The sequence below is a fragment of the Chryseolinea soli genome, assembly GCF_003589925.1.
GTDB classification, from domain to species: Bacteria; Bacteroidota; Bacteroidia; order Cytophagales; family Cyclobacteriaceae; genus Chryseolinea; species Chryseolinea soli.
Genome location: NZ_CP032382.1, coordinates 7,227,659 through 7,252,267, shown reverse-complemented (window position 1 = coordinate 7,252,267; position 24,609 = coordinate 7,227,659). Strand labels below are relative to the sequence as shown.

At 52.6% G+C, this 24,609-nt stretch carries 20 protein-coding genes; 8 read left to right on the top strand and 12 right to left on the bottom strand.

Going from position 1 to position 24,609, the window contains the following annotated elements; genetic code table 11:
• Window positions 1-28: 28 nt before the first annotated feature.
• The gene (locus D4L85_RS30035; protein WP_119757822.1) at window positions 29-1,270 is read left to right on the top strand and encodes a multidrug effflux MFS transporter; all 1,242 of its coding nucleotides are present in this window, start codon (window positions 29-31) and stop codon (window positions 1,268-1,270) included.
• Between the two features lie 49 nt (window positions 1,271-1,319).
• On the opposite strand, the gene purB is transcribed toward D4L85_RS30035, so the two are convergent.
• The gene (gene purB, locus D4L85_RS30030; protein ID WP_119757821.1) at window positions 1,320-2,657 is read right to left on the bottom strand and encodes an adenylosuccinate lyase; all 1,338 of its coding nucleotides are present in this window, start codon (window positions 2,655-2,657) and stop codon (window positions 1,320-1,322) included.
• Window positions 2,658-3,025: 368 nt separating this feature from the next.
• On the opposite strand from purB, the gene D4L85_RS30025 reads away from it, so the two are divergent.
• Window positions 3,026-4,153 (top strand): ferredoxin--NADP reductase, encoded by a 1,128-nt coding sequence (locus D4L85_RS30025; RefSeq protein ID WP_119757820.1) that lies wholly within the window; start codon window positions 3,026-3,028, stop codon window positions 4,151-4,153.
• Window positions 4,154-4,221: 68 nt separating this feature from the next.
• Here D4L85_RS30025 and D4L85_RS30020 read toward each other — a convergent pair whose 3' ends face one another.
• The 8 genes from D4L85_RS30020 to D4L85_RS29985 all read right to left on the bottom strand — a co-directional run bounded on the left by D4L85_RS30020 (window position 4,222) and on the right by D4L85_RS29985 (window position 12,250).
• Window positions 4,222-5,976 (bottom strand): DUF885 domain-containing protein, encoded by a 1,755-nt coding sequence (locus D4L85_RS30020; RefSeq protein WP_119757819.1) that lies wholly within the window; start codon window positions 5,974-5,976, stop codon window positions 4,222-4,224.
• Between the two features lie 151 nt (window positions 5,977-6,127).
• On the bottom strand, window positions 6,128-7,150 hold the full coding sequence (locus tag D4L85_RS30015) for a cation diffusion facilitator family transporter (RefSeq protein ID WP_119757818.1): 1,023 nt from the start codon (window positions 7,148-7,150) through the stop codon (window positions 6,128-6,130).
• Window positions 7,151-7,269: 119 nt separating this feature from the next.
• Window positions 7,270-7,515 (bottom strand): CBU_0592 family membrane protein, encoded by a 246-nt coding sequence (locus D4L85_RS30010; protein ID WP_119757817.1) that lies wholly within the window; start codon window positions 7,513-7,515, stop codon window positions 7,270-7,272.
• Window positions 7,516-7,557: 42 nt separating this feature from the next.
• The gene (locus D4L85_RS30005) at window positions 7,558-8,547 is read right to left on the bottom strand and encodes an SMP-30/gluconolactonase/LRE family protein (RefSeq protein WP_119757816.1); all 990 of its coding nucleotides are present in this window, start codon (window positions 8,545-8,547) and stop codon (window positions 7,558-7,560) included.
• A 123-nt stretch (window positions 8,548-8,670) separates the two neighbouring features.
• Window positions 8,671-9,411 (bottom strand): hypothetical protein, encoded by a 741-nt coding sequence (locus tag D4L85_RS30000; protein ID WP_119757815.1) that lies wholly within the window; start codon window positions 9,409-9,411, stop codon window positions 8,671-8,673.
• 131 nt (window positions 9,412-9,542) lie between these two features.
• Entirely contained in the window at window positions 9,543-9,905 is a 363-nt protein-coding gene (locus D4L85_RS29995) for a hypothetical protein (RefSeq protein WP_119757814.1), read from the bottom strand.
• Between the two features lie 67 nt (window positions 9,906-9,972).
• The gene (locus tag D4L85_RS29990; RefSeq protein WP_160144094.1) at window positions 9,973-10,350 is read right to left on the bottom strand and encodes a hypothetical protein; all 378 of its coding nucleotides are present in this window, start codon (window positions 10,348-10,350) and stop codon (window positions 9,973-9,975) included.
• A 148-nt stretch (window positions 10,351-10,498) separates the two neighbouring features.
• Window positions 10,499-12,250, bottom strand: coding sequence for a DUF885 domain-containing protein (locus tag D4L85_RS29985; RefSeq protein WP_119757812.1), 1,752 nt, complete (start codon window positions 12,248-12,250; stop codon window positions 10,499-10,501).
• Between the two features lie 421 nt (window positions 12,251-12,671).
• On the opposite strand from D4L85_RS29985, the gene D4L85_RS29980 reads away from it, so the two are divergent.
• Both D4L85_RS29980 and D4L85_RS29975 read left to right on the top strand, forming a co-directional pair.
• Window positions 12,672-16,646, top strand: coding sequence for a cache domain-containing protein (locus D4L85_RS29980; RefSeq protein ID WP_119757811.1), 3,975 nt, complete (start codon window positions 12,672-12,674; stop codon window positions 16,644-16,646).
• A gap of 116 nt (window positions 16,647-16,762) precedes the next feature.
• Entirely contained in the window at window positions 16,763-18,031 is a 1,269-nt protein-coding gene (locus D4L85_RS29975) for a serine hydrolase domain-containing protein (protein ID WP_119759001.1), read from the top strand.
• A gap of 146 nt (window positions 18,032-18,177) precedes the next feature.
• Here the strand turns inward: D4L85_RS29975 and D4L85_RS29970 are convergent, their stop codons facing one another.
• The gene (locus D4L85_RS29970) at window positions 18,178-18,606 is read right to left on the bottom strand and encodes a GlcG/HbpS family heme-binding protein (protein ID WP_119757810.1); all 429 of its coding nucleotides are present in this window, start codon (window positions 18,604-18,606) and stop codon (window positions 18,178-18,180) included.
• A 196-nt stretch (window positions 18,607-18,802) separates the two neighbouring features.
• Between D4L85_RS29970 and D4L85_RS29965 the strand changes: the two genes are divergently transcribed.
• From D4L85_RS29965 to D4L85_RS29950, 4 genes are all read left to right on the top strand, one after another.
• Window positions 18,803-19,438: an ABC transporter ATP-binding protein gene (locus tag D4L85_RS29965; RefSeq protein WP_119757809.1), complete on the top strand. Its 636-nt coding sequence runs from the start codon at window positions 18,803-18,805 to the stop codon at window positions 19,436-19,438.
• A 61-nt stretch (window positions 19,439-19,499) separates the two neighbouring features.
• Entirely contained in the window at window positions 19,500-20,747 is a 1,248-nt protein-coding gene (locus D4L85_RS29960) for an ABC transporter permease (protein WP_119757808.1), read from the top strand.
• Between the two features lie 84 nt (window positions 20,748-20,831).
• The gene (locus D4L85_RS29955; RefSeq protein WP_160144093.1) at window positions 20,832-21,275 is read left to right on the top strand and encodes a hypothetical protein; all 444 of its coding nucleotides are present in this window, start codon (window positions 20,832-20,834) and stop codon (window positions 21,273-21,275) included.
• 449 nt (window positions 21,276-21,724) lie between these two features.
• Window positions 21,725-22,744: a hypothetical protein gene (locus D4L85_RS29950; protein ID WP_119757806.1), complete on the top strand. Its 1,020-nt coding sequence runs from the start codon at window positions 21,725-21,727 to the stop codon at window positions 22,742-22,744.
• Between the two features lie 169 nt (window positions 22,745-22,913).
• Here the strand turns inward: D4L85_RS29950 and D4L85_RS29945 are convergent, their stop codons facing one another.
• Complete coding sequence (locus tag D4L85_RS29945; RefSeq protein WP_119757805.1) at window positions 22,914-23,612, bottom strand: SOS response-associated peptidase; 699 nt, start codon at window positions 23,610-23,612, stop codon at window positions 22,914-22,916.
• 40 nt (window positions 23,613-23,652) lie between these two features.
• The gene (locus D4L85_RS29940; RefSeq protein WP_119757804.1) at window positions 23,653-24,588 is read right to left on the bottom strand and encodes a YheT family hydrolase; all 936 of its coding nucleotides are present in this window, start codon (window positions 24,586-24,588) and stop codon (window positions 23,653-23,655) included.
• Window positions 24,589-24,609 lie beyond the last annotated feature (21 nt).

Here is a 24,609-nt window from a genome sequence, read left to right as displayed (position 1 = left end):
ATTTTTACAACCCCTTACGCCCATCATTTTGAAAAACTCAAATCGCTTTGTCCTCATTCTGATATTGGGATTACTCTCGGCCATCGGTCCATTCTCGATCGATATGTACCTGCCGGGATTCCCCGCCATTGCCAATAGCTTGCACACGAGTGTTGATGCCGTGTCTTATTCATTGTCCAGCTTCTTTGTTGGAATTTGTCTGGGGCAAATGTTGATCGGTCCTCTGCTGGATCGTTTTGGCAGAAAAAGACCGCTCGTTATTGGACTGATTGTATATTTGTTTGCGTCCATCGGCTGCGCACTCTCCACGTCGATTGAAATGCTGATTGTGTTCAGGCTGTTTCAGGCCTTGGGCGGCTGTGTGAGTATGGTGGCACCCCGTGCCATTGTACGCGACTTGTTCCCGGTAGAAGAAAATGCGAAGGTATTGTCCCTGCTCATCTTGGTGCTGGGTGTTTCGCCCATCTTGGCGCCGACGGTGGGCAGTCTTGTGATCGCACACTGGGGCTGGAGCTGGGTGTTTGTTTTACTGGCCGTAGTGACCCTGGTCATCCTGATTGCGCTTATGCTGTGGCTTCCAGAAAGTAAACAACCCGATCCTACATTTTCTCTGCGTCCGAGACCGATCCTGGCAAGCTTCACAACGGTTATAAAAGATAAACAATTTTTTACCTATGCCTTCTCCGGCGGAATCGCTTCGGCCGGATTGTTTGCCTATCTGTCCGGTTCACCGTTTGTGTTTATGAAATACTACACGGTAACCGAGCAACAGTACGGATGGATCTTTGCTTTGATCGCAGCAGGACTCATCGGCAGCAGTCAACTCAATAATTTGCTGCTGCGCTATTACAGCAGCGAGCAATTGATGAAGTGGGCTTTAGTCGTACAAGTCTCGGTTGGAATAGTGTTGTATGCCGGTGCCGGGGCTGGGTTCTTGGGACTGGTGTCAACCATCTTTCTGATGTTTCTTTTTCTGAGTTGTCAGGGACTAATCTTCCCCAACTCCGCAGCATTGTCCATGGCGCCGTTTACAAAAGAAGCGGGAAGTGCATCGGCCCTGATGGGTGCCATTCAGATGGGACTTGGCTCACTCGCCTCTGCGGCGATCGGACTTCTGAATGCACAGACACCCACTCCGTTGGCGGGTGTCATGGCGTGCTGTGCGATCATTGGATTAATCGTATTGATATTTGGCAGAAGGAAAATGGACGCTGCCGCTACCACCAGAGATATCCAGGAGCAGACATTGGACATGATTGAGAAGTGTTGAGAGCATTTGAGTTCAGGTCTCCCGGCTCCTGAATTTGGCTTCAAATCCCTCAGATCCCTACGTAGTTAAAAGGTGTAATTCCCTTCAATCGCTCTTTCACTGCATCCTTCACCGCTAATCCATCAATAAACACCGCCAAACTTTCCTTCGTGATCTTCTCATTCTTCCGCGTCAGTGCTTTCAATGCCTCATAAGGATTAGGATACCCTTCTTTTCGCAACACCGTCTGAATAGCTTCCGCTACCACAGCCCAGTTATTATCCAGATCCGCGTGGATAGCCGCCTCGTTAAGTTCGAGTTTGCTCAAGCCTTTCAACAGCGACTGCAGCGCAATGTAGGTATGGGCCAGCGGCACGCCGATGTTTCTTAACACCGTCGAGTCCGTAAGGTCGCGTTGCAGGCGCGAGACGGGCAGTTTCGCCGAGAGGTATTCAAAGATCGCGTTGGCAAAGCCGAGGTTGCCTTCGGCGTTTTCGAAGTCGATGGGGTTCACTTTGTGGGGCATGGCCGAGGAGCCCACTTCCCCTTCTTTTATTTTTTGTTTGAAGTACTCCATCGAGATGTATTGCCACATGTCGCGGCTGAAGTCGATGAGGATCGTGTTGATGCGTTTCAGGTTGTCGAACAGCGCGGCCATGTTGTCGTAGTGTTCGATCTGTGTGGTGGGATAGCTGCGTACCAGGTTGAGGTGGTGGCAGAATTCGTCGGCAAACTTGTTCCAGTCAATCGACGGGTAGGCGATGTGGTGGGCGTTCAGGTTGCCGGTGGCGCCCCCAAACTTGGCGGCATGGGGAACGGCTTTCAGTTGCGTGAGCTGCTTTTCAAGCCGTGCGCCAAACACCATGATCTCTTTGCCCAGGCGGGTGGGCGATGCCGGTTGTCCATGGGTGTGGGCCAGCATGGGGATGTCTTTCCATTCGATGGCCATGGTGTTCAGGCGGGTCACCAGCACGTCGACCATGGAGAAATATTCGCGCTCCAGGAATTCTTTCAGGAGCAGGGGAATGGCCGTGTTGTTGATGTCCTGCGAGGTGAGCCCGAAGTGGACAAACTCTTTGAAGCTGTCCAGCTTGAGCTTTTCAAATTCTTTCTTGATAAAATATTCCACCGCCTTTACATCGTGGTTGGTGATCTTTTCGATCTCCTTGATCTCCGTGGCGTGGGCTTCCGTAAAGTTCTTATAGATCCGGCGGATGTCGTTGATCTTGTGGACGGGAAAATCCTCCAGTTCCGTGATGGCGCCCGAAAGCGAAATGAGGTACTCGATTTCCACCTGCACACGATAGCGCATGAGGCCAAACTCGGAAAAATAGGGTGAGAGGGGTTTGACAGCTTCGAAATATCGCCCGTCGACGGGGGATATGGCGGTAAGTGGATTTAATTGCACGGTCTATCGTATTAAGCCCCAAAAGTAAGGGGCGGGGCTGAACCTGCCAAACCTGCCATCCCTTCCTGGGATGCTACCGGCCGGGGACCGCTTTTTTGATAGTTCAAGCGCCTTCTTGCACGGTTTTTCAGCGCGACAAACTGCCATCCCGGTGCCCGAGGCAGGAATACGGGGTTGATTGACCAGTGCTCCAAGGCTGTCAAAGAAAAAGGTAACTTTTATGGATAACGTATTCCTCATTACTTTTGTACCGGCAACCGTTTGCCCGACGCTTTAAAACTGGTCTCCTGATTATTTTGTTGTATCTACGGATACTCTGGAAACAGGGAAGGGATGGCGAGACGACTGACAAAAACTAATGATACATTATGGCTTTTAGCTTCTTTAAAAAATCAGATAAAACACCACCCAAGGAAAAGGAAGAAAACCACAGCGGCCCGCGCTATTATGACCTGACCGTAAAGAACGTCATCCAGGAAACAAACGACGCCGTCTCCGTGGCCTTCGTCCAGCCCGAACCAAAGATCAGCTACAAAGCCGGACAATTTCTCACGCTCATCGTGCCCATGCAGGGCAAAGATGTGCGCCGCGCCTATTCCCTCTGCTCGTCGCCGTTCACCGACTCCGACCTGGTCGTCACCGTCAAGCGTGTAGAGAACGGGTTGATGTCCAACTGGCTGCCCGACAATTTGAAGCCCGGCGCCAAAGTGCGGATCATGGAACCGATGGGACAATTCACCACCGAGTTTGCCAAAACCAACAAACGCCACATCATCATGTTTGCCGGCGGCTCGGGCATCACGCCCATGATGTCGCTCATCAAAAGCATTCTCACGCAGGAGCCCGACAGCATCTGCTCCCTCATCTATTGCAACCGCGATATCGACAGCATCATTTTCAAAAGCACCCTCGACCGCATGCAGACCGAAGACGAAGGCCGCCTGCACGTGATCCATATCCTCGACAATGCCCCCATGAACTGGCAAGGCTACTCGGGCCTTTTGAATCACGACATGCTCACCAAACTATTCGAGCGCATCCCCGACTGGGGCATCGACAAAACCACCTACCTCATGTGCGGTCCCGAAGGCATGATGAAAAACGTGGACACCTTGCTGGAGGCGCGCCACATTCCCAAAGAAAAGATCTTCAAGGAGAGCTTTGTGCAGGGCACCATCGATAAAAAAGAAACGCCCGCCGTTGCTGAGGAGGGCGCTGCAAAAGATCACGAAGTAACCATCCGCTACGACGGCCAGGAATACAAAGTGTTGGTCCCTGCCGGCAAAGCCATTCTGGAAACCGCGCTTGACCAGGGCATCGACTTGCCCTACTCTTGCCAAAGCGGTTTGTGCACGGCCTGCCGCGGCAAAGCGTTGTCGGGCAAAGTGAAACTCGACGAAGAGGAGGGACTCTCCAAGTCGGAACGCGACGAAGGCTACGTCCTCACCTGCGTCGGCCACCCGCTCACCGATGATGTGGTGATCGAGATCGGTTGATCGCTTCAGCGTAAAAAAATAAAGGCCTTGACTTTACATCAAGGCCTTCTTTTTTGGATAGGGAATGACTACTTCTTTTTCGACGTTTCAATAAACGCGTTGATCATATCTTCCAGTATGGGAAGTGTTACGGTTCCCTGGCTGAGCACGGTATCGTGAAAAGCGCGCACATCAAATTTTTCGCCCAGTGCCTGCTCGGCTTTTTTGCGCAGTTCCTTGATCTTCAGTTCACCGATCTTGTAGGCCAGGGCCTGACCCGGCCAGGAGATGTAGCGGTCGGTTTCGGTCGTGCATTCGTGCAGGGAGAGGGCGGTGTTGGCCGCGAGGTAGTCGATCACTTGCTGGCGTGTCCAGCCTTTCACGTGGATGCCGGTGTCTACCACCAACCGGCAAGCGCGCCACATTTCATAGGTAAGCCGTCCGAAGTTCGAATAGGGATCCTGGTAGAACCCGGCTTCGATGCCCAGCCATTCCGAATACAGTCCCCAACCTTCACCAAAGGTGTTGATGTACATTTGCTGTCTGAATTTTGGCAGGTTCTCCAGCTCCTGGGTAAGTGCACCTTGCAGGTGGTGGCCTGGCACGGCCTCGTGCAGTGTCAGGGCCTCCAGGGTATACAGTGTGCGGCTTGGCAGGTTATATGTGTTCACCCAATAGTGACCGGCCTCGGTGCTTTTGATGGGCGAGCCTGAGTAACGGCCTGCTGTGTATTTGGGGGCCAGGTGGTCGGGCACCGGAGCAACGCCATAGGGCTGGCGTGGTAACTTTCCAAAGAGGGAAGGCAACTTGCCGTCCATTTTCTTGGCAATGAAGGAAGCGTCTTTCAATAATTCTTCCGCGGTCTTGGGATAGAAGCGCGGGTCGGTGCGCAAGAATTTTATAAACGCAGCCAGGTCGCCTTTAAAGCCCACTTGCTTTAACACGTCCATCATTTCGCCTTTGATGCGTTCCACTTCTTTCAAGCCGAGGGCATGCACCTCGTCGGCCGTCATGTTGGTGGTGGTGTAGTAGTGGATGCGGTTCTGATAATATTTTTCACCGCCCGGCAAAGCCGATGTGCCAATGGTCTCGCGACAGCCGGGGATGTATTCTTTCGTCATAAAATCCAGGAAGGTCTGGTAGCCGGGCACCACACTTTTCAGGATGGCTTCTTTGCCGGCGGCGATCAGCTTTTCTTTGGTGGCGGCTGGAAAGGTGGCGGGCATATTCTGGAAAGGCTTGAAGAACAGGCTCTGCTCGGCGTCGGTCACAATGTGCGAGGTGATGGTCACTTCATAGCCGTTCAGCACCACCTTGGGCATGGTGAAGCCGTCTTTCAGACCTTGTTTCATCCAATGAATATTCTGGTCGACATAGGCCGGATAAGCTTTCAGGCGTTCGATGTAGTTGCGATAATCTTTCTCGGTGAAAAAAGGCAACGACGAAGGCATGTATGCAAAAGAGATATGAAAACCATCGTCGGCCAGGATGGGGATGCGGTATTCTTTGTTGAGGTAGTAATCCAGCTCTTCCTGTGTGTAGAAGGTGAACAAATCATAGTTCACCAGGTCTTCACGCGAAAGCGACTTGCGATCGAGTTGATTCAGGTTGCTTAAAAGCGTGGTATAGAATTTTTCGCGACGGACAAGGTCTTCCGGGGCGTACGAACCGAGCCTGTCGTTTTGCGTCGTGTCGTCGTTGTAGGTGGCAAAGAGTGGAAATTCTTTTATGCGGAAGGACCATTCTTCATCGATGAGCGTATACAGCGAACGGTCGGGATGAGGCGGTGGCGCCGTGCAGGCAACGACCATCACAGCCAGGAAGAGAGGTAAACATCTTTTCATAAGTATAAATAAAAGGTTAAGGTAGTCTCCGATTTATGAGAACACGGTCGTTTCGCCAGGATCAACAAACCGTTAGGTGTGTAAAATTGACGCGGACTCAAAATAAGACAATTCTCCTTCTTTCCCGAAACAGCACCGGCTGTGGTTTGTCTCATTTTCCGTTACGATCCGTTAACGGGCCATCGGCCGTTTCGATGGAATGCTTTTTATTGACCGATACATTTTCTACCGTCCACTGCACGCGTTTCTCAAAGGCGTGTTTCCGCACCGGGCAATCCGACTTGCTGCAGATGCGACAGGAAAACTCCAGGCAGCCGTCGGAATGGACAAAGAGTTCCAGCGACTCGCCAAACGCCTTGCGCACGGGTTCTGCCAATGCGTCGATCTCCGCGTGGGCTTCGTTCACGTTGAGATACCACGGCACGGTTTGATGACAATCGAGGTGGAGGATGCTGCCGTACTTGATGATGCGCAGGTTGTGCAGGTCGATCCAGTTTTCGCGCCGATTGTTGTTCAGCGTGGTCACCAATTCGGCCAGCAGTTCGTTGTCGCTCTCATCCATGATGCCGGCGATGGACGTGCGGATGATCTTATAGCTGGTGAACAGGATCACCCCGCTAAAAAACATCGCCACCACGCTGTCGAGCCAATACAGATCGGTGAGGTAAATGGCCACCAGGCCGACCAGTATGCCAAGCGTTGAATACGTATCCGACTGCAGATGCTTGCCGCTCGCTACCAGCGCTACCGAATGACTTTTTTTGCCTTCACGGATACAAATGCTTCCCGCAAAATAATTCAGCAATGCCGTCGCCGTGATGAGCACAATGCCCACATCGAGTTGGTGGATCGGTTCGGGATGGATCAGGTTGGTGATGGACTTATAAAAAATGAGTACACCGGCAATGGCGATCATGCTCCCCTCCAACGCCGCCGAGAGGTATTCTACCTTGCCATGACCATAGGGATGGTCGGCATCTCTTGGCTTGGCGCTCACGATGAGGCTGTAGAACCCCACAAAGCCGGCAACAACATTCACAATGCTCTCCAACGCGTCGGTGAGCACGGCCACGGAGTGCGTGAGGTAATAGGCCACCAGCTTGATCAGCAGCAAGACCACCGAAAGGATGGCCACCCCTCGTTGTATGCGTATGTTTTTTCGTTGCTGGTCCATAGTTGAAAATGGGGACGCAAATAACACTCCGAAGGGCTGCACCGCAAGGTGGTGTAGTATTTATTTAAAGTGGTGTAGTATTTATTTAAAACTCGTCACTTTTGCCACCGTGATTTCGCTCACTTCGCGGTTCGCCAATACCGGAGAATAGCAGGGATCGCAATGAGCACCCAGATCACATTGATAAACGTATTGGCATACGCTCCCTTCTCCAACGAATAGATCACCAGGAAAATACCCCCGACAATATTCATCCCATAGAACGCCAGCGAGTCGGCCGTGATTTTCTTATACGTATTCAACCCATACGCCGCCACCACCAGCACCGACCCAACCCAGCCCAATATATCGATCAACCATGTCATCCTTTAATTTCTTTACGCCGGATTTGCTTCAGCGAAGTAGAACTATTTCCGCAGCTTGATCCTTCCCACATACATATCGCACGTCACATACAACGTCTTCTCATCCGGCGACAACGCGCAGTTTGATGTGGCCTCCGACAGTTTTATTTTGCCGAGCAGCTTGCCTTCCTTGTTCATGATCCACAAGCCACCGGGTCCGGAGGCAAAAACATTTCCCTGGCTGTCGATCTTGAACCCGTCGGGCGAGCCTCTTTCTTTTTTTGCATCCGCCGTGGCGTCGTGGAAAATGCGGGCATTGGCAACCGAATCATTCTCCAGGATGTCGTAGGCATACCAAATGGCCTTGTTTGAATCCGAGTTGGCGACAATAAGCGTTTTATATCCGGGGAGAAACGCAATGCCGTTCGGTCGTGTGATCGAGTCGGTGATGAGCGTCACTTTTCCTTGTGATGCCTTGTAGACACCCTGGAACGGGGTCTCGCGCGTGGTGTCATTCTCTTGGTTGGGCAGACCGTAGGGCGGGTCGGTAAAGAACACGTCGCCCTTGTCGTTGAACACGAGGTCGTTGGGGCTGTTGAACTTCTTGCCTTCATAGTTGTCACCCAGCGACACAAAGTTGGGTGCAGGTGCATCGAGCGGGGCATTCATCACGGCCACGCGACGGTCGCCGTGTTGGGCCAGCGCCAGTTTGCCTTCATTGTTCAATGCAAGGCCGTTGGAGCCCATCTCGCCACCGCGCGGGATGTTGCCCGTATAGCCCGAGGGGATGAGATAGATCTCTTTGCCCTTCTCGGGTGTCCATTTGTAGATGGTGTTGGTGGGCACGTCCGAGAAGATGAGCATGTTGGCCGACGGCAACCACAGCGGCCCTTCGCTCCATTCGAATCCCTCCGCTATCACTTCCACCTCGGCGTCGCTGTCCACGAGGGCGTCGAAGGCCGGGTCGATGCGTTCGATCGTGCTGGTTAGTTTTTCCTTCTTGCCGCAGGCAAACAAGGCAACGGCAAGCATAGAGGCGATCAGGTATTTCATAGGGTGTAGTTAGTAGTGCCAAAAATTAACTCAAAAAATTAACATACACCCGTATAAATCCACAAAGGGAAGAAGATCAGCTGAAAATCAAGCCAGCGCCGGCCTCTCCCCCGAACCAATACCTTAAGCACCCAAAGGGGCTCCGCGTTTCTTGCCGGCCAGCACCTGCCTCAGGGACAGGAATTGAAGTCCATAGGCCATCGGAACCAGCAACGCGGGGAGCCATACCACGGGGAAACGGGTCACGATGACACTGGACGGTTCATTCATAAAAACCCGGAGCGGCGTGGGCATCGAAAGCAGGGCCGTGGCCACAATGTTGATGAGCAACCCCAGACAAGCCAGGTTCCAGGCGGCCAGCCAAAAAGACGAAAGCTGTTTGCGAGAGGCCAGCCATGCCACGGGCAGGGCCGTAAGGCCGGAGAGCACATCGAGGTTCCTTCCCTCAAACGTCATCTGCACCGGCGCCAGGTTCTGGACAAACAGCAACCACAGGAGCACTTCGACCGCGATGCGAAAAGATTGCAACACAACGATCGCAGCTGGATCGGTGTGCTGGAGAATGACCTTCACCGTTTCGGTCCGCACCACGAGGATAACGGTGATCAGCGGCACGAGCAGCACGATCGTGAACCGGGGCGGCAGGGCAGAGAAGTCGCTCAGCACCCCGCTCAGCGAAAGTCCACTCACCACCATCATCCATCCCACAACGGCCAGCAGCGTATTGCGGAACAGTCGCTTCCGTCGTTCTTCCGGGAATGGGGTGGCGTGGAGGCTTTTGCGAAAGATCTTGAAAAAGAAATACCAGGTAGCGAGCGTTACGGCCGCAAAGCCGAGTGATGTAAAAAGATAAGAGGTTTTCATAGCGCAAAATCAATTTACGCTAATCAACGCGAAGCAACGCAAAAGCCAGATGACAATTCTTGCTAATTTCTATATTCGGAAAGCAACGCCAAAACAAACCCTTTAGATTTAACGAGACCCACAGCCTTAAACTATTTCGTAGGTTCGCAGGTGGAATTTTCAGGCTTCCAGATCACGGTGGTAGGCTCCCCTTCACCTGCCTTCACCTCGATTCGATTGCCCTCGCAATCCCTCACCAGGATCATCGAAAGACAGAAGGGGCAGCAGTTCCCAAAAACAAACACGGTGCTGCCCTTGTAGGTCGACTGCAGAACGTATTTGTATTTCATCAATCCGTCCTGATCCTTTTTGTACTCGTCAATAACGGCCTTCAACCAGGGTAGGTTCTCGGTGGGATTCGCAACGCCGCAAACCAGGGGATCGAGTTCATTTTTGTCGCGGTGGCAGGCAACGGCGATCGCGAGAAGTAATAGGGACAACAGGGTGGCTTTCATGGGGTGTTTCTATTTCACGTATAGACACAGGGTGGCAGAAAAGGGTTGGGTCGCTTTGCACTTTTTATTATGACCCGAAGGTGCATGAAGAATTTTCAGCTTTCCAGATCACCGTGGCCGGGCCGTCAAGATCAAGTCCGAGGGGAAAGCCAAGATCCTTTCCCTCACAGTCCATGATGCTAAAGCAGCTCAATTCACACCAGGGAATGCACGTGCCTATGATAAAAACGGTGTTGCCGTGATACGTCGATTGCTGTACATAATGGAGCGATGCCAGAGTGGTCGTGTCTTTTTTAAAGTCATCGATGATGGTTTTCAGCCAAGGCAGGTTTTCGGCGGGATTGGCTACACCACATACCCGCGGCCCCGGATCGGGTTCGACACAGTCGTGATGGCATGCCGATGCAACCAGGACCATCAGGGAGAAGAAGATCAATTTTTTCATAGGCGTCCGGGCCATTGAATCAGGCTTTGATACTTTGACACCCCGTGTACCGATAAAGTTGGAACGCGCCGGCACAATGCATTTTGATGAAATAAAAAAGGGTTTACGACCGTGGCCATAAACCTTTTCGAGGGAAGAGATTTACAAATCAGAACGACGCTCCCGCAGGAGGATTTTTCAAGAGCACCTCGCGCAATAATGTGATGGGCGGCATGCCATTGTCCAGCAATTGGTCGTGGAATTTTTGCAGCGAAAAGCTGGCGCCCTCTTGCGCTTTATATTCCTCGCGTAACTTGAGGATCTGCAGCTTGCCCAGGGTATACGACAAGTAGCCCGGATCGAACGTGCCGCGCAACGCTTCCTGGTAAGCCGGCTTGTATGCGTAGTAAGCGTTGTCTTCGATAAACTTGGTGGCATCGGCCAGGGTCATGCCTTCGGTGTGGGTTTTGATAGACACACACAAGCGACAGAGACGCAACAGCGATTCGTCCAGCTGTGCCAGGTGATACTTGGCTTGCGTGACAGGATCCTTGGCGCCAAAGCCTTCTTCGATCATCATCTTTTCGGTGTAGTGTGCCCAGCCTTCAACAAACGCATAGCTGCCAAATGTTTTTTGGATCTTCGAGATGGGCGAGGCGTTCAGGTGGAGGAATTGCACATAGTGGCCCGGGTATGCTTCGTGCACCGAAATAATGTCGGTGACGTAGTAGCTGAATTGGGAAAGCCACTCTTCTTTTTGTTTGGCCGACCAGTTTTTCTCGGTAGGTGTGATATAGTAAAAGGCTTGTGTGGCTTTTTCAAAAGGTCCGGGCGTATCCATGGAGGCCGTGCTGGTGGAGCGCGCAAACTGTGGTGTTTCTTTTACTTCAACGCGTACTTCCGAAGGCACGGTGATGATCTTTTTATCGATGAGGAATTGGCGAATCGTTTCGAGATTTTTCTTGGCGTCGGGAATGAGGTTGTCGGCGGTGGGATGATCTTTCTTGAGGTCTTCAAATACGTCGATGGCCTTTTTGTTGGGGTTGATCACCTTGGCCACCTGGGCAAAGAGCTCCTGTTCTTTTTTCAACTCGGCCAGGCCCTGGGTGAGGATGTCCTCCGGGTTCACGTCGAGCATTTCGTTGTAGAGCAGCATCTTCTTGTAGTTTGCTTTGCCAATGGCATAGTGGTTATGCACCTTGGAAAGCTTTTCTTTTTCCAGCCAGGTGGCAAACCCGCGGAGTTCGGCGATGGCTTTTTTGTTGGATGCTGTGAACGCCGTTTTCAATGAGTCGTCCACACCCTGCGATAAAGCCTCAACCAATTCCTTCTCGAGAAAGTCGGCGCCGCCGCGGGCAATGAGGATGGCGGTTTCCACGTAGGGCTTGGCCAGCGAGTCGGCCAGGTTTTCACGGGCTGCGGCGAAGATGGCCGGGGTTTGGTCTTCGATGGCAATAATGGATTTCACCCGTTCCTTCAGCGGGGCGAAGTCGCGCTGTACAAAGATGTTGAGGCTGATGGAGCCTGCATAGGTCATGGGATTTTTCGTATAGATGGCCAGGTCTTCCATGGCAAAGATCTCCTGGTGGATGCCCGCCAACAACAGTTTGTGATCGAAACGTGCCTTGGGGCTCAGGGAGTCGCCCAGCGGGGCCAGTTTCTGTTCGAAGGCTTTCAGGCGGTCGAGCTCGGCTGCGAGACCGGCTTTGCTATAGTCTCTTTTGGCCCGGTCGTATTGATGCAGGCCCAGATAAGTGGCCACGCCGGGGCGGAAAGTGAAGTAACCTTCCAGGAACTCGTCGGCAACCTTGGCGAACGTGGAGTCAGGCGAGGGGCCGGCGGCCGTTTCTTTTTTGGGTTTACAGGCGCTGAAAAAGAGGAGCAATCCCAGCACAGGCATGATCAGGCGGATACATTTCATATCAATAGATGTAGTTTAGGGTGAGGTTCAAGGGAGCGAGACGGCGCGGGAAAATGACGGACCGTTTCATAGGCGGACAGGATTCGGGTTGAAGGTCTCAAGATAAAAAGATACGGCAAAAACGGAAAGCAGGGACAGGAAAATACCCCGGGGCCTGATCCCTTTTGTGTCTTGAGGGTCTGCCGCCATAGTTTGAAGTCGCGCTAAAATCCCTAACTTAGACCAAGAGCCCATCCCAGCGTTGCAGCATGAAAGCACGGCGGTGGGCTTTGCTTTTGGATCGCGTTAGCTGACAAGACAAGTCGTACAAAAAATAAAGAGGCGTTACCGGAATTCAGGTAAGTGTCCGTGGGTTACCGGATCCGGTTATCGTCATCAATAAAAATACCGGAAGGCCTTTGTCGATTAATTTTTGTGTACCATGAAATTCCCTAGCCTCTCAAGAAAATTCTGGGTAGCCATCACCACACTCCTGGTTATCGGTGGACTCTTTGCCTACTACCTGATGGTATACGTTCACGGTCGCGAAGAAAAATTGCGCGAAGAAAAATACCGGGCCCTGGCGCGGTATGGCGAGAACATGGTGGCCATGCGGTCAGACTATGCGAAGACCATCGTGCGGTCGTGGTCGCGTGCAAAAGAATACCTGGAAGGAAAGAAAAACATCCCCAACGACAGCGTCACCAAGATCGTCCAGCGAGACCTCGACAAGGTCACCTACGAGGGATACCTGAAAGATGCCGACATCGATGTTCGCATGCACAATCATTTTGAACGGATCTACTTCATCTACCCCAACGCCCATCCCGACCGGCATGGCGTCTTCAGTCTCCCGATGGATCATTTTGCTTATCGCCCCGATCAGTTCGATGAGTTCTTTATCATCAAGCGATACGATCATGCGTTGCACCAGGATGAAAAGACCGCTCCCCAGTCGGCGAACGAAGCCTATCAAACGCTGGAGAACCGCATCGATCTCCGGAATGTGGATTCGCTCATGGTGACGCGCAAAGGAATCTTCACCAGCCGGTTTGGCGACATCGAACTGGCCGACACCAAGTATAAGCTGTTTGTACATACCATCGAATTCCAGGAGGGAGAAAACTGGATGTTGTGCGGCCTGATCAAAGCCGACACGTTCAACGAGCAAACCCGTGAAGTGGACCCGCTCATCATCACCAGTGCCATTCTGATCATGCTGTTCCTGCTCATGGCCATGCCCATTTTGAAATTGCTGGTCATGAACGCCATCGAGCGCCTCAACATATTGAACGTGTGGTTTGCCGGGTTCAGCATCGTGTTCGGCAGCGCCGTGCTCTTCCTGATGATCTGGACGGGAAGCGACAACCTGCAATCCAACGAGGCGGTAGACCGCGACCTGACGGGCCTTTCGAATACCATCAAGCAACGTTTTCAGAACGAGTTGGATTCGATCTACGGCGTGCTCAATTCCGTGAAAGACAACCTGACGGGCAAGCTCACGCAAGACTACATGGAGGCCGATTCCACCGAAAAGAAGCGGTTTGTGTTTGGCGATGTACTCCACGAACAGAAACGGAGAGGGGTCCGTGACCTCGGGGTGGGGCAGGCGTTCCTGAAAAAGACGGTGAGGAAATATCCTTATTTCAACTACATCCTCTACATCAACGACCACGGCCAACCCATCATTACACTGACCACCCAAGACCAGGAAAGCAACTATCCCATGCCGAACTTGCGCTCGCGCAAATATTTCAGCCGCGTGCTGGAGGACAGCCTGTGGTATTTGCCTGGCACCGGGAAAATCAAAAAAGGAGTGGAGCCGAAATTATTCACGCTGCAATCGATCCAATCCTGGACCGACCACTCACCCGAGGCCGGCATCGGCATTGCCCACAGCACCATGGCATCGACCAGCGTGCTGGCCATGTCCACGCGTCTTCATTCCGTGATGGACCCCATACTTCCCCCAGGCTATGGTTTCTGCATCATCGACGAGACCGGCGAAGTATGGTTCCATGCCAACACCCTAAAGAACCACCAGGAAAATCTCTTGCTGGAAGTAGACCACCGCGAGAAGCTGGCCGCCGCCATCCAAGGCCGGACCACGATACACTTCTCAACCGACTACGAAGGCAATCAACAACGCATGTACACCCAACCCATCGACGACGTTCCGTTGCACCTGGTCGTGTTTCACAACAAAGACGACCAGCGTTCGCCGGTGGTGCTCACGATCTTTTTTGCGTTCTCATTTTTGTGCGTGCTCTTCTTTTCGCTGGGCTTGCAATTGCTGGTGTTGTTCCTTTGCGACTATAAAACGTCGCGATTGAACAAGCGACGTTTCTTTTTGCGTTGGCTGCTGCCGTTGCGCGAACGGTCTGAAAAATACAAGCGCGTCATCGTCGTGCAGGGTGCGGTCATGCTTTTCTCGCTGGTCTTGCTCTGGTGGGCGGGCGATCTTGCGGTGGGGGTCACTTTTGTCTCGCTGCCCATGATGCTGCTCGTGTTCTATTGGGTTGTGTTTCACGAACGAGACGGCTGGAAACGCTATGTCTTCCCAGCGTGTAGCGTCATCCTCATCCTGCTGTTGGACTGGAGCTCGTTTTCGTATTGGGACAATTCCTGGGAAACGTTCCTGTTGCAAGTGGTCTTTGCCTTGGTGTTGACCGGTTCTTATTTTGCGTCGGAGTTCATCGTGCAACGGTGGTTCTATGCCGACGTGCGCGAGCCCTACGGGGCCGGGCCATCGCCTCATTTTATGCGCGACATGCTGACCTACCCCGGCAACTACAGCACCCAGCTGATGATGTGGGTGGTGTTGGTCAGCATCATTCCCGTGACCTACTTCTACCGGACGGCACACTTCGAGGAAGCGGTGATCTGGACGCGCTATCAGCAACTGACGGCCGCTGAAGCGAACTTCAAACGAACAAAAGCCTTCGACGTCACATTAGCCCCTTTTGGTGATCCCGAAGTGCGCGCGAAGATCGACTCGTTGGGCAATTACTTGCCCTATTCGTCCACGCCGGTGAACGACGAACACGACTCGAATTCGGCTTTTCAGAAATTGCTGTTTCAATATTGGCCACGGCTCACGAGCGCCCTGGGCATGTCGAGTACCGGCGCATTCAAACAGGCCAACGACGAAAAGTGGGAGTGGAGCATGTCCGACAAAAAAGAAGTGGGCATCGAATTCCGGAACGATCCGCGCAAAGGCCGGTATGAAGAGCAATATCTTTCGACAACGATTAAAGATTTCAATCCCGTGTGTGGCGAGTACGGACTTTTTATTTTCTTGTTGGTCGTGCTGTCGTTTTTCCTGGTGGGAAGGATCATTAGTTTTTCTGTAAAATATATTTTTGGATTAGGATGGATCCCTGGCAAGCAACGGTTGGGCGGGTTGCCCTTCAAGATCCGCAACGTGCCCCGCTTGTTTGTGGTGGGACTGCCGCAATCGTCCAAGCACGAATTCATCAGCCGCGTCATCGCCAATGCCGACGTCTTCGATTGTCAACAAGGTCCCGATGCCTGGGTGCCTTCCGAGGGCAAGCCCGTGAAGGTGATACGCCATTTTGAATTTGCCGTCAACGACCATGCGTTCAATCAGAAAAAGCTGGACCTGTTGCAGAAGCTTTTGGCCGGGAAATCAAACCAGATCATCATCACCTCCACCATCCAGCCCACGGTGATCCTGGAAGTGTACCGTCATAAGATCAAGGACCTTCAAAAAGTCCCCGCCGACAAATCGGAAGACGATAAGCGATCGGAATACAAAGCAGCCCTCCGGAATTGGAAAAATATGCTGAGCGAATTTGAGGTGTGCTACAAATCCATCCGCCCGTCACAAAAACTATCGCCCACCCCAAGCCTGGTCGATCGGGAATTGAAAGCCTGCTACTACCTGCGCACACTGGAAAAACGAAAATACATCACCCACGGCGGTCACGACGAAGAGGATTTTATTTTGCGGGTGGAAGAAACGGCAGAACCCTATTATCACGCCGTGTGGAACTCGCTGTCCAAAATCGAAAAATATTTTCTTTTCGACCTGGCCAAAGACGGTTTTGTAAACCTGAAAAATCAGAAGTTGATCCGGGGCCTGATGCAAAAAGGAGTGATCGAAATGAAAGACTCCCTGCGGCTCATGAACCAAAGCTTCAATAATTTTATCCTCAACGTGTTCAAGGAGGACGAAGAGCTCGATATGGAAAAAGAAGTTTCGCGAAACGGCACCTGGCACAGCATCCGCCTGGTGCTGGTCATGGTGCTGCTGGGCATCGTGGTGTTTGTGGCCCTGGCCCAAAAAGAACTGTTCGACAACCTGAACACCTTCCTCTTGGCGCTGAGTGGTGCGCTGGCATTACTTTCCAAATTCGGTGGTTTGTTTGGCCCGGGTGCCAAGTCAAAAGAATAGGAAGGAACGAGGGAGGTCGATGAGGTTTTTGAGGGTGGTGACTCCATAGGAAAGAATACATTATTCACCCTTTCCCATTTCTTTTATCTTTGACCGTCACCGCAAACCTCATCTTCATGAAAATAAGAATCGGACTCGTTCTCTTGCTGTTCGCCATCACCACCGCACGGGCTCAGCAAACCCCACAAACCTTCACCCCTGCAAAAACCGCTGAAGATGCCGGCTTTTCAACCGACCGCTTGAGACGCCTCGATGCCGTCATGCAAAGCTTCATCACCGACGGCCTGGCACCCAACGCTACTGTGTTTGTGGCCCGCAACGGCAAGGTGGTTTCCTACAAGGCCTATGGCTACAGCAACCTGGAAACAAAGACCCCTTTGAAAAAGGACGACCTCTTCCGCATTGCATCCCAATCCAAAGCCATCGCCACGGTAGCGCTGATGACCCTCTTTGAGCAGGGCAAGTTTCTGCTGGACGATCCCATCAGCAAATACATCCCCGAGTTTAAATCACCCCGCGTCCTGGAAAGCTTCGACGCGGCCACCTTGAAATACGAAACACGCCCCGCCAAAAGCGAGATCACCATCCGGCACCTGCTGACCCACACGGCTGGCATTCCTTATCAACATCCCCTTGAAAAGTTGCCCGAATTCCAGGTACCCTACTTCAACTCTACCCAACCCGACGTGCTGGCCGCCGTGGTGAAGAAGATCGCCGCCCGTCCATTGACCGCCGACCCCGGCGAGAAATTTGTCTATGGCCTCAACACCGACGTGCTAGGTTATCTGATTGAACTGCTGAGCGGCAAAAAACTGGATGTGTACTTGAAAGAGGCCGTCACCGATCCGCTCGGCATGAACGACACGTATTTCTATCTGCCGGCCGAGAAGGCGTCGCGTTTGGTGGAATTGTATTCCAAACCTTCCGTCGACAAACCCCTGCAATTAAATTCCAACCAGGACTATCGTTCTTTCGCCACCACCGGTGCGAAGACCTATTTCTCCGCCGGCGCGGGCCTCATCAGTTCCACGGAAGACTATGCCCGCTTCTGCCAGATGCTGCTCAACTACGGCCGTTTCAACAACCACCAGATCCTCGGCCGCAAAACCGTTGAGCTGATGTTCCGAAACCAGATCGGTGCCCTCGAAGTTTGGGAACGCAGAGACAAATTCGGCCTCGGCCTCCAGGTCGTCACCGAGAACACACACTATGGCGACAACGCCAGCGTCGGGTCCCTCACGTGGGGCGGCATGTACTGTTCCGAATACATGATCGACCCAAAAGAAAACCTGATCCTCCTCGTATTCACCAACGTGGAGCCCTATGCGCATTCAGACGATTTTACACACAAATTCAGAATTGGAGTGTATCAAGCGCTACGCTAAATAGTCACGAGTAGTATTGGCTCGCCAACGATGCTTGCATGGATACATAAGGCAAATTGTCCACCATCGCGGAAACCGTGTTGAGTAAAATGGTTTCCGTGGTCTTGTAGCCCTATCCGTTCATGAGGATGTTGATCTTGGTGACATCAATCATTCTTATGATCCTTACCATACACTGCGGCAATCGCCGCATACGCAATCCGCTCATCTTCCGCCTCTGATAATCCGCTCACACCAATGCCACCTACGACCACACCTTTGCTGCGGACCGTCACACCACCACCAAACCCCGTAACACCATCGTCTCCCCAGAACGCCGGAGGACGGTCGTTGTCGTTCATGAACTCGCCCATGAGCTTGGTGTCTTTGCGATCGATTGCCGCCGTATAGGCTTTATTCCGGGCAATGCGCGACGCCGCGGGACTGGCGCCATCCATGCGCAGAAAAGCCAGCGGTTCACCCTCCGGGCCACTCACGGCCACGGCGATCTCTTTCTTTAGTTGATGCGCCTCGTGAATGACGTGCTGGATCATTTTCAGGGCTTCCTCGGAACTGATGCGTTGTTGGGTATACATGGGTTATGAAAATTGTGAACCGACAAGATATAGGGTGGGGGGTAATTTAGCAATGTGAAGTTTTTAACAGGCAAAGGCGATGAAAAGTAACGTTAGCATAAAGCAGAAAGCGCCCGTTGGTTGAAATTGTTGATGGTTTGTGAGCGGGGTTTTTTATTTTTCGATTTAATTCCACCCGGAAGGTGATAATTGATCTATGATACAGGTTTCCAACCTTGCGTTCCGCTATTCGCCCTCGGTCGCCCTCCGGTTCCCGGATTTTTCGGTGGCGCGGGGCCAGCATTTTTTGTTGCTGGGCAATTCCGGCAGCGGCAAAACAACACTGCTGCACCTGGTGGGGGGTCTGCTCCGGCATTATGAAGGGTCGGTTTCGGTAGATAACACCGAACTGGCCACGCTTTCGGAAACGGCGCTTGACGCCTTCCGCGGGCGGAAGATCGGGTTTGTCTTTCAACGCAACCACTTGCTTTCGGCCCTGTCCGTAGAACAAAACCTGATGATGTCGCCCTACCTTGCCGACCTCCCGATCGACTCTGGGCGCATCACCGACGTGCTGGCCACGCTGGGGCTGGCCGACAAACGCAACAGCCGGGTCACCACCCTGAGCCAGGGCCAGGCCCAGCGCGTGGCCATCGCCCGTGCCGTGCTCAACAAACCCGCCATCATCTTCGCAGACGAACCCACGTCGGCCCTGGACGACAAGAACTGTGACCGGGTGATCTCCCTGTTGCTGGAAGCCGCCAGTCAACATGAGTCCACGCTCATCATCGCCACGCACGACCAACGCCTGAAGTCACACCTCACCCACCAAATCCAACTCACCGCCTCATGAGAACGCTACGCCAACCTTGTGCCCCAGCGTCACAGCGGCCGGACCTTACACCCTGCGCCGCATGACACTCTTCACGCTCGTCTGGAATTATCTCAAAGCGCGTCCGCTCAACACGGCCATCAACATCATCCTGCTCTCGCTCGGCATCGCCGTCGTCACCATATTGCTGCTCTTCAATACGCAACTGGAACAAAAGATCACCGACAATGCCCGCGGCATCGACCTCGTGGTGGGAGCCAAAGGCAGTCCGCTGCAACTCATTCTTTGCAACATCTTTCACGTCGATTTTCCCACCGGCAACATCAAACTAAAAGAAGCCGAGAAAATTGCCCGTAACCGCCTGGTAAAACGCGCCATCCCACTGGCGCTCGGCGACAGCTACCAAACCTATCGCATCGTGGGTACCACCCGCGACTATGCCGATCTCTACAAAGGCGAACTCGCGCAAGGCGATTGGTGGGAGCATCCCCTGGACGTGACCATCGGCGCCAACGTGCAAAGCCTCACCCAACTCAAGATCGGCGACACCTTCGCCAGCAGCCACGGCCTTACTACCACTGGCGACGATCACAAGGACCACCTCTATAAAGTGAAGGGGGTGCTCAAAAAAAATAACACCGTGCTCGACAACATCATCCTCACCGCCGTGGAGAGCATCTGGGAAGTGCACGAACATGCCGACACCACCAGCCATGCGCACGAAACATCAAACTCCCCGGCGATGCCCTCGCGCCTCGTGCCTTCGGTGGCGGCCAATGACTCGGTGAAGGAAGTGACGTCGCTGCTCTTGCAATACCGCTCGCCGATGGGGGCCATCCAGTTGCCGCGAATGGTCAATGCACAAAGCAGTTTGCAAGCTGCATCGCCCGCATTTGAAACCGCCCGCCTGTTTTCGATCCTGGGCGTGGGCGCCGACATTATCATGGCGTTTGCCTACGTGCTCATCGTGATCTCGGGCCTGAGCATTTTTATCGCCCTCTACAATTCCCTGAAAGAAAGACGTTACGACATGGCCATCATGCGCTCCATGGGCGCCACGCGCACCAAGTTGTTCGTGTCGGTGCTGTTGGAGGGCGGGCTGCTCACGTTTCTGGGCAGTGCCATTGGGTTGCTGATGGGACACGGCGTCTTAATGCTTTTGAACACCCTGGTGGAAGAAACCCAAAAGGCGGGCATCGGAGGCATGGTGTTCTATTCGCAAGAATGGATAATTTTGGGCGGAAGTTTGTTGCTGGGTTTAGTGTGTGCCCTGATCCCGGCCATACAGGCCTACCGCACCGACATCTCGAAGGTGCTGGCGTCTAACTAAACTTAGAAACGGCATACCGGAGGATAAGAAAAGGGAATCATTGGAATAAGAATACATGAGTCAACAGCATAAATGACACAGCGGATGAAAAAGTGGATGATCGTATGGGCCTGCGTGGCCACCTGCAGCGTTTCGTTTGCGCAGACAAAAAAGGATTTCTGGACAGAGTTTGCCAAAACCAAGTTTGAACCGAAGTACTATGAGAAGTTGGGAGAATACCTCTTCTATCCCACCTTTCCCGCCGAGCTGAAAGCATTGGAGGGCAAAGAGATCACGATGGAAGGATTTTACGTGCCTTTCAGCCCCGAAGGAGAGACCTACATCATCATCTCGAAATATCCCATGAGCCAATGCTTTTTCTGTGGCGGCGCGGGTCCCGAGTCTATCGCGGAAGTGAATTTTGCAAAGTCACCGTCAAAATTCCAGGTCGACGATCTCATCACCATCAAAGGAAAACTGCGGCTGAATACCGACAACATGGATCACGTCAATTTCATCCTCGACCAGGCGGTGCTGGTAAGCAAATAAATATTTTAAAACCTGAGATCCGGGTCCTCCGTCCGCTTCGTAAGTATGACTGCAACCCTAGCAGGGAGCGTAAGGTTAAATTTGGTTTTAATGGTTTAGCGTAAGGCCGCCTTCAAAGGGCGGCCTTACTTGTTTTGGACCCCGCGCTTGTTGGTGTTCTTCACTAACAAGAATTACTAAAAACTTAGATGAGTCTAAATTTTGAAAATGGGTCTTCTTCGATTTTGATGAAAGAACACAAGGCGGATTCGCAAACGAACAAACGGAGGAAGGGTCCTGCAAGCCTATCCGGTGCGGATGCCGGTTGAATTAAATTTCGGCCGTGGCTCACGAAAAGCCGGAATTGAGCGTTTAAACGAGTAGATTTTGAGGATCAAGCGGTTACAAATCCGCCGATTTTAAACAGAGTTGTGTCTAAAATCCCTATTTTTGTTTGATTTACCTATTTCATGGCGAGGCATTTTTTCGTTTTATTAAGTCTTAGCCTGGTTCTGGGCGCCTGCACGCAACGACTGATATGCCCTGCCTACCAAAGCGCGTTCATTTATGACAAAAATGAGCTGCGCAAAAAATTTAGCTATTTCCAGGAAGACTCCACTCCAAAGGTCTTTACGGCCAGTAAGAACCGCTATTTAGTGGCCGAGCCGGTTTCCTATCGCAAAAAAGTGCGCAGCCTGCAAACCGTGGCCATGAAGCCCGTGAAAGTGTACGTCCCCGACTCGCTCACCATCTCCGACGAAGAGGGCGTGCTGGGCGAAACCGGCATTGTGCCGGGCGCTGAGCTTGACGCCGCCGCCCGCTCCGTGATCGACAGCACCTACATCGTCGACATCCCGAAAGACACGACCGAGGCACCAACCGACAGCGTCTATGTGATCACCAAAGACAAGGAAGTGCGCATGCTGCGCTTCAGCACGCAAGACAGCCTCATCTACGACGAGGCCTCTGGCAAATACGTAGCCAAGGTGCCTAAATACTATATCACCGAAGTTCGCTATAACGTGGAGCAAGACAACTACATGTGGTACCTGCGCCACAACCTCATTCTCCCCGACGTACGCCTGGCCCAGCAAACACAACAGGAGTCCAAGGCAGAAGCCAAAGGCGGTGGCAAAAAGGAAAAGAAAAAAGGAGGCTTCTTTAAAAACCTCTTCAAGAAAAAGAACAAAGACGCCGTCGACTCCACGGCCATCACCACGCCGCCCAAAAAATCGGATGACGACTTCGACTATGTAGACGAAGACGAACAACAGGCACAAGCCGCTCAAGCCCAAGGACAGGCACAACCTTCTGAAGCGCCCAAAAAGAAGAAAGGACTCTTCAGGAAAAAAGACAAAACCGAAAGCCAACCGGCCGAAGAAAAGCCTAAGAAGAAAAAGAAAGAGAAAAAGGCAAAGAAGCAAGATGAGGGCAAGCTTCAAGCGGATAAGGACGGCGAAGAGGAAGAGGATAAGGATGATGGATTCTGAGGGAGCAATATTCAGGAGCTAGTAATCAGTAGCCAGTAGTCAGTAGTCAGTATTTCTTAGTTGGCTGTGCTTCGTCCAGCTGTTTCATTAGATTCATCACCGCCGTTGTTGGAATTCCGCCAACAACATCATTCAGCATCGTCGTGCATTCATTCAGTACATCTACACGTCAATCAAACAAAGTCAAATTTCCAAACTGATCCGACGGCGGCGTCGGTAATATCAGGGAAGGCACGTTGGTGTTGATGTCATTAATGCGGGGTGACACAGGATAATAATTTGTTTTATCCGCCGGGTAGGGTACCAGCACCGCGAGCAGTTCTTCTTCGGTGCTTTCGGGGTTCAGCCATGTTTTCTCTGCGGCCACGGTGAGGATGGCGGGCATGCGATCTTGCACGGTGGCCACCATTTCGTTGGCCGTGGTGGTGATCATCGAAAAGGTGTGGAACTCGTGGCCGTCGGTGTCTTCAAATTCTTCCCAGACGCCGGCAAAGGCGAACAATTCCTGGTCGAGCGTGGTGAAGCGATAGGGGATGGCAGTTTTCTTGCCCACTTTTTTCCAGGCGTAAAAGCTGTCGGCCGGGATGAGGCAACGGGTCTTCATGATCGCCTTTTTTTGCGAGGGTTTTTCGGTGATGGTTTCGGCGCGCAGGTTGATGATCTTCTCACCGGGTGTTTTGTTCTTGGCCCACTCGGGCGACGTTCCCCAGTAGAATGTGGAAATGCCTTGGGGCGCCGTGTGGGTGATGACGGGCAACAGTTGCGTCGGGGCGGCGTTGTAGCGCGGATCGATCGCACCCAGTGCTTCTGCCAGAAAGCGTTCTTTGATCTGGTCGGCAGATGCGGTAAGGCTGTAGCGTTCGATCATGGAGAGGGTTGGGGTTGGTTTTGGTGCGAAGTACAGTGATTTATTCCGGAAACAAAAAAGATAACGCACGCTCTTCAGACCAATATAATCCATTTTTACGGAATTGCGCGAAGCCCACATGCCCGCCGAACAGGGGGCTTTCAAATTTCACCACCGGGTGATCTTTCAACGCGGCCGTCGGATAACACGCTGCGCTTAAGAAAGGATCGTTCTGCGCGTTCACGATGAGCGTGGAGACCTGTATAGCATGCAGGAAATTCAACGCACTGCAACGCGTGTAATAGTCCAGGGCGCTCTCGAATCCGTGTAGGGGCGCCGTGTATCGGTCGTCGAACGCCATCAGTGTTTTAATGCTTCCGATGCCGGTCACATCCAACCCGGGCATTTGCGCTGCCTTGCGGATCACCTTTTCTTTCAGGTTGTTCAGAAAGCGTTGGTTGTAGATCCAGTTGGAGGGCTCCGAGATCTTCAGGCAACTGCTGTGCAAGTGCAGCGGCACCGAGAACACCACGGCGCGTTTGATCTCGGGATACGAAGGACGTTCGCCCAAATATTTCAACGTCAGATTGCCACCCAGGCTAAAGCCCACCAGGTAGAGTTGCTTGTACCCTTTGGCAAGCGCATGCTCAACCACCGTCTCCAGGTCGTCGGAAGCACCGCTGTGATAGAAGCGCAGTTGGCGGTTCATCTCTTCGCTGCAGCCGCGAAAATTCCAGGCCAGCACATCAACGCCCTGCCCATAGGCGGCCCGTGCCATGCCCTTCACATAGGCGCGGCTGGAATTCCCTTCCAAGCCATGCGAAATGATCACCAGGTTGTTGCTGCCGCGTTGGAGCCAGTCCAGGTCCAGGAAATCTTGATCGGGTGTAGGGATCCGTTCGCGCGTATAGGCCACTCCGTGCACTTGGCGGAGGGTAGCCGGGTAGATGGTTTCCAGGTGCGGGGTAAAAAGAAAGAATGGTCGTTGATAGTCCACAGCCCGCAAAATTCTTTTTCG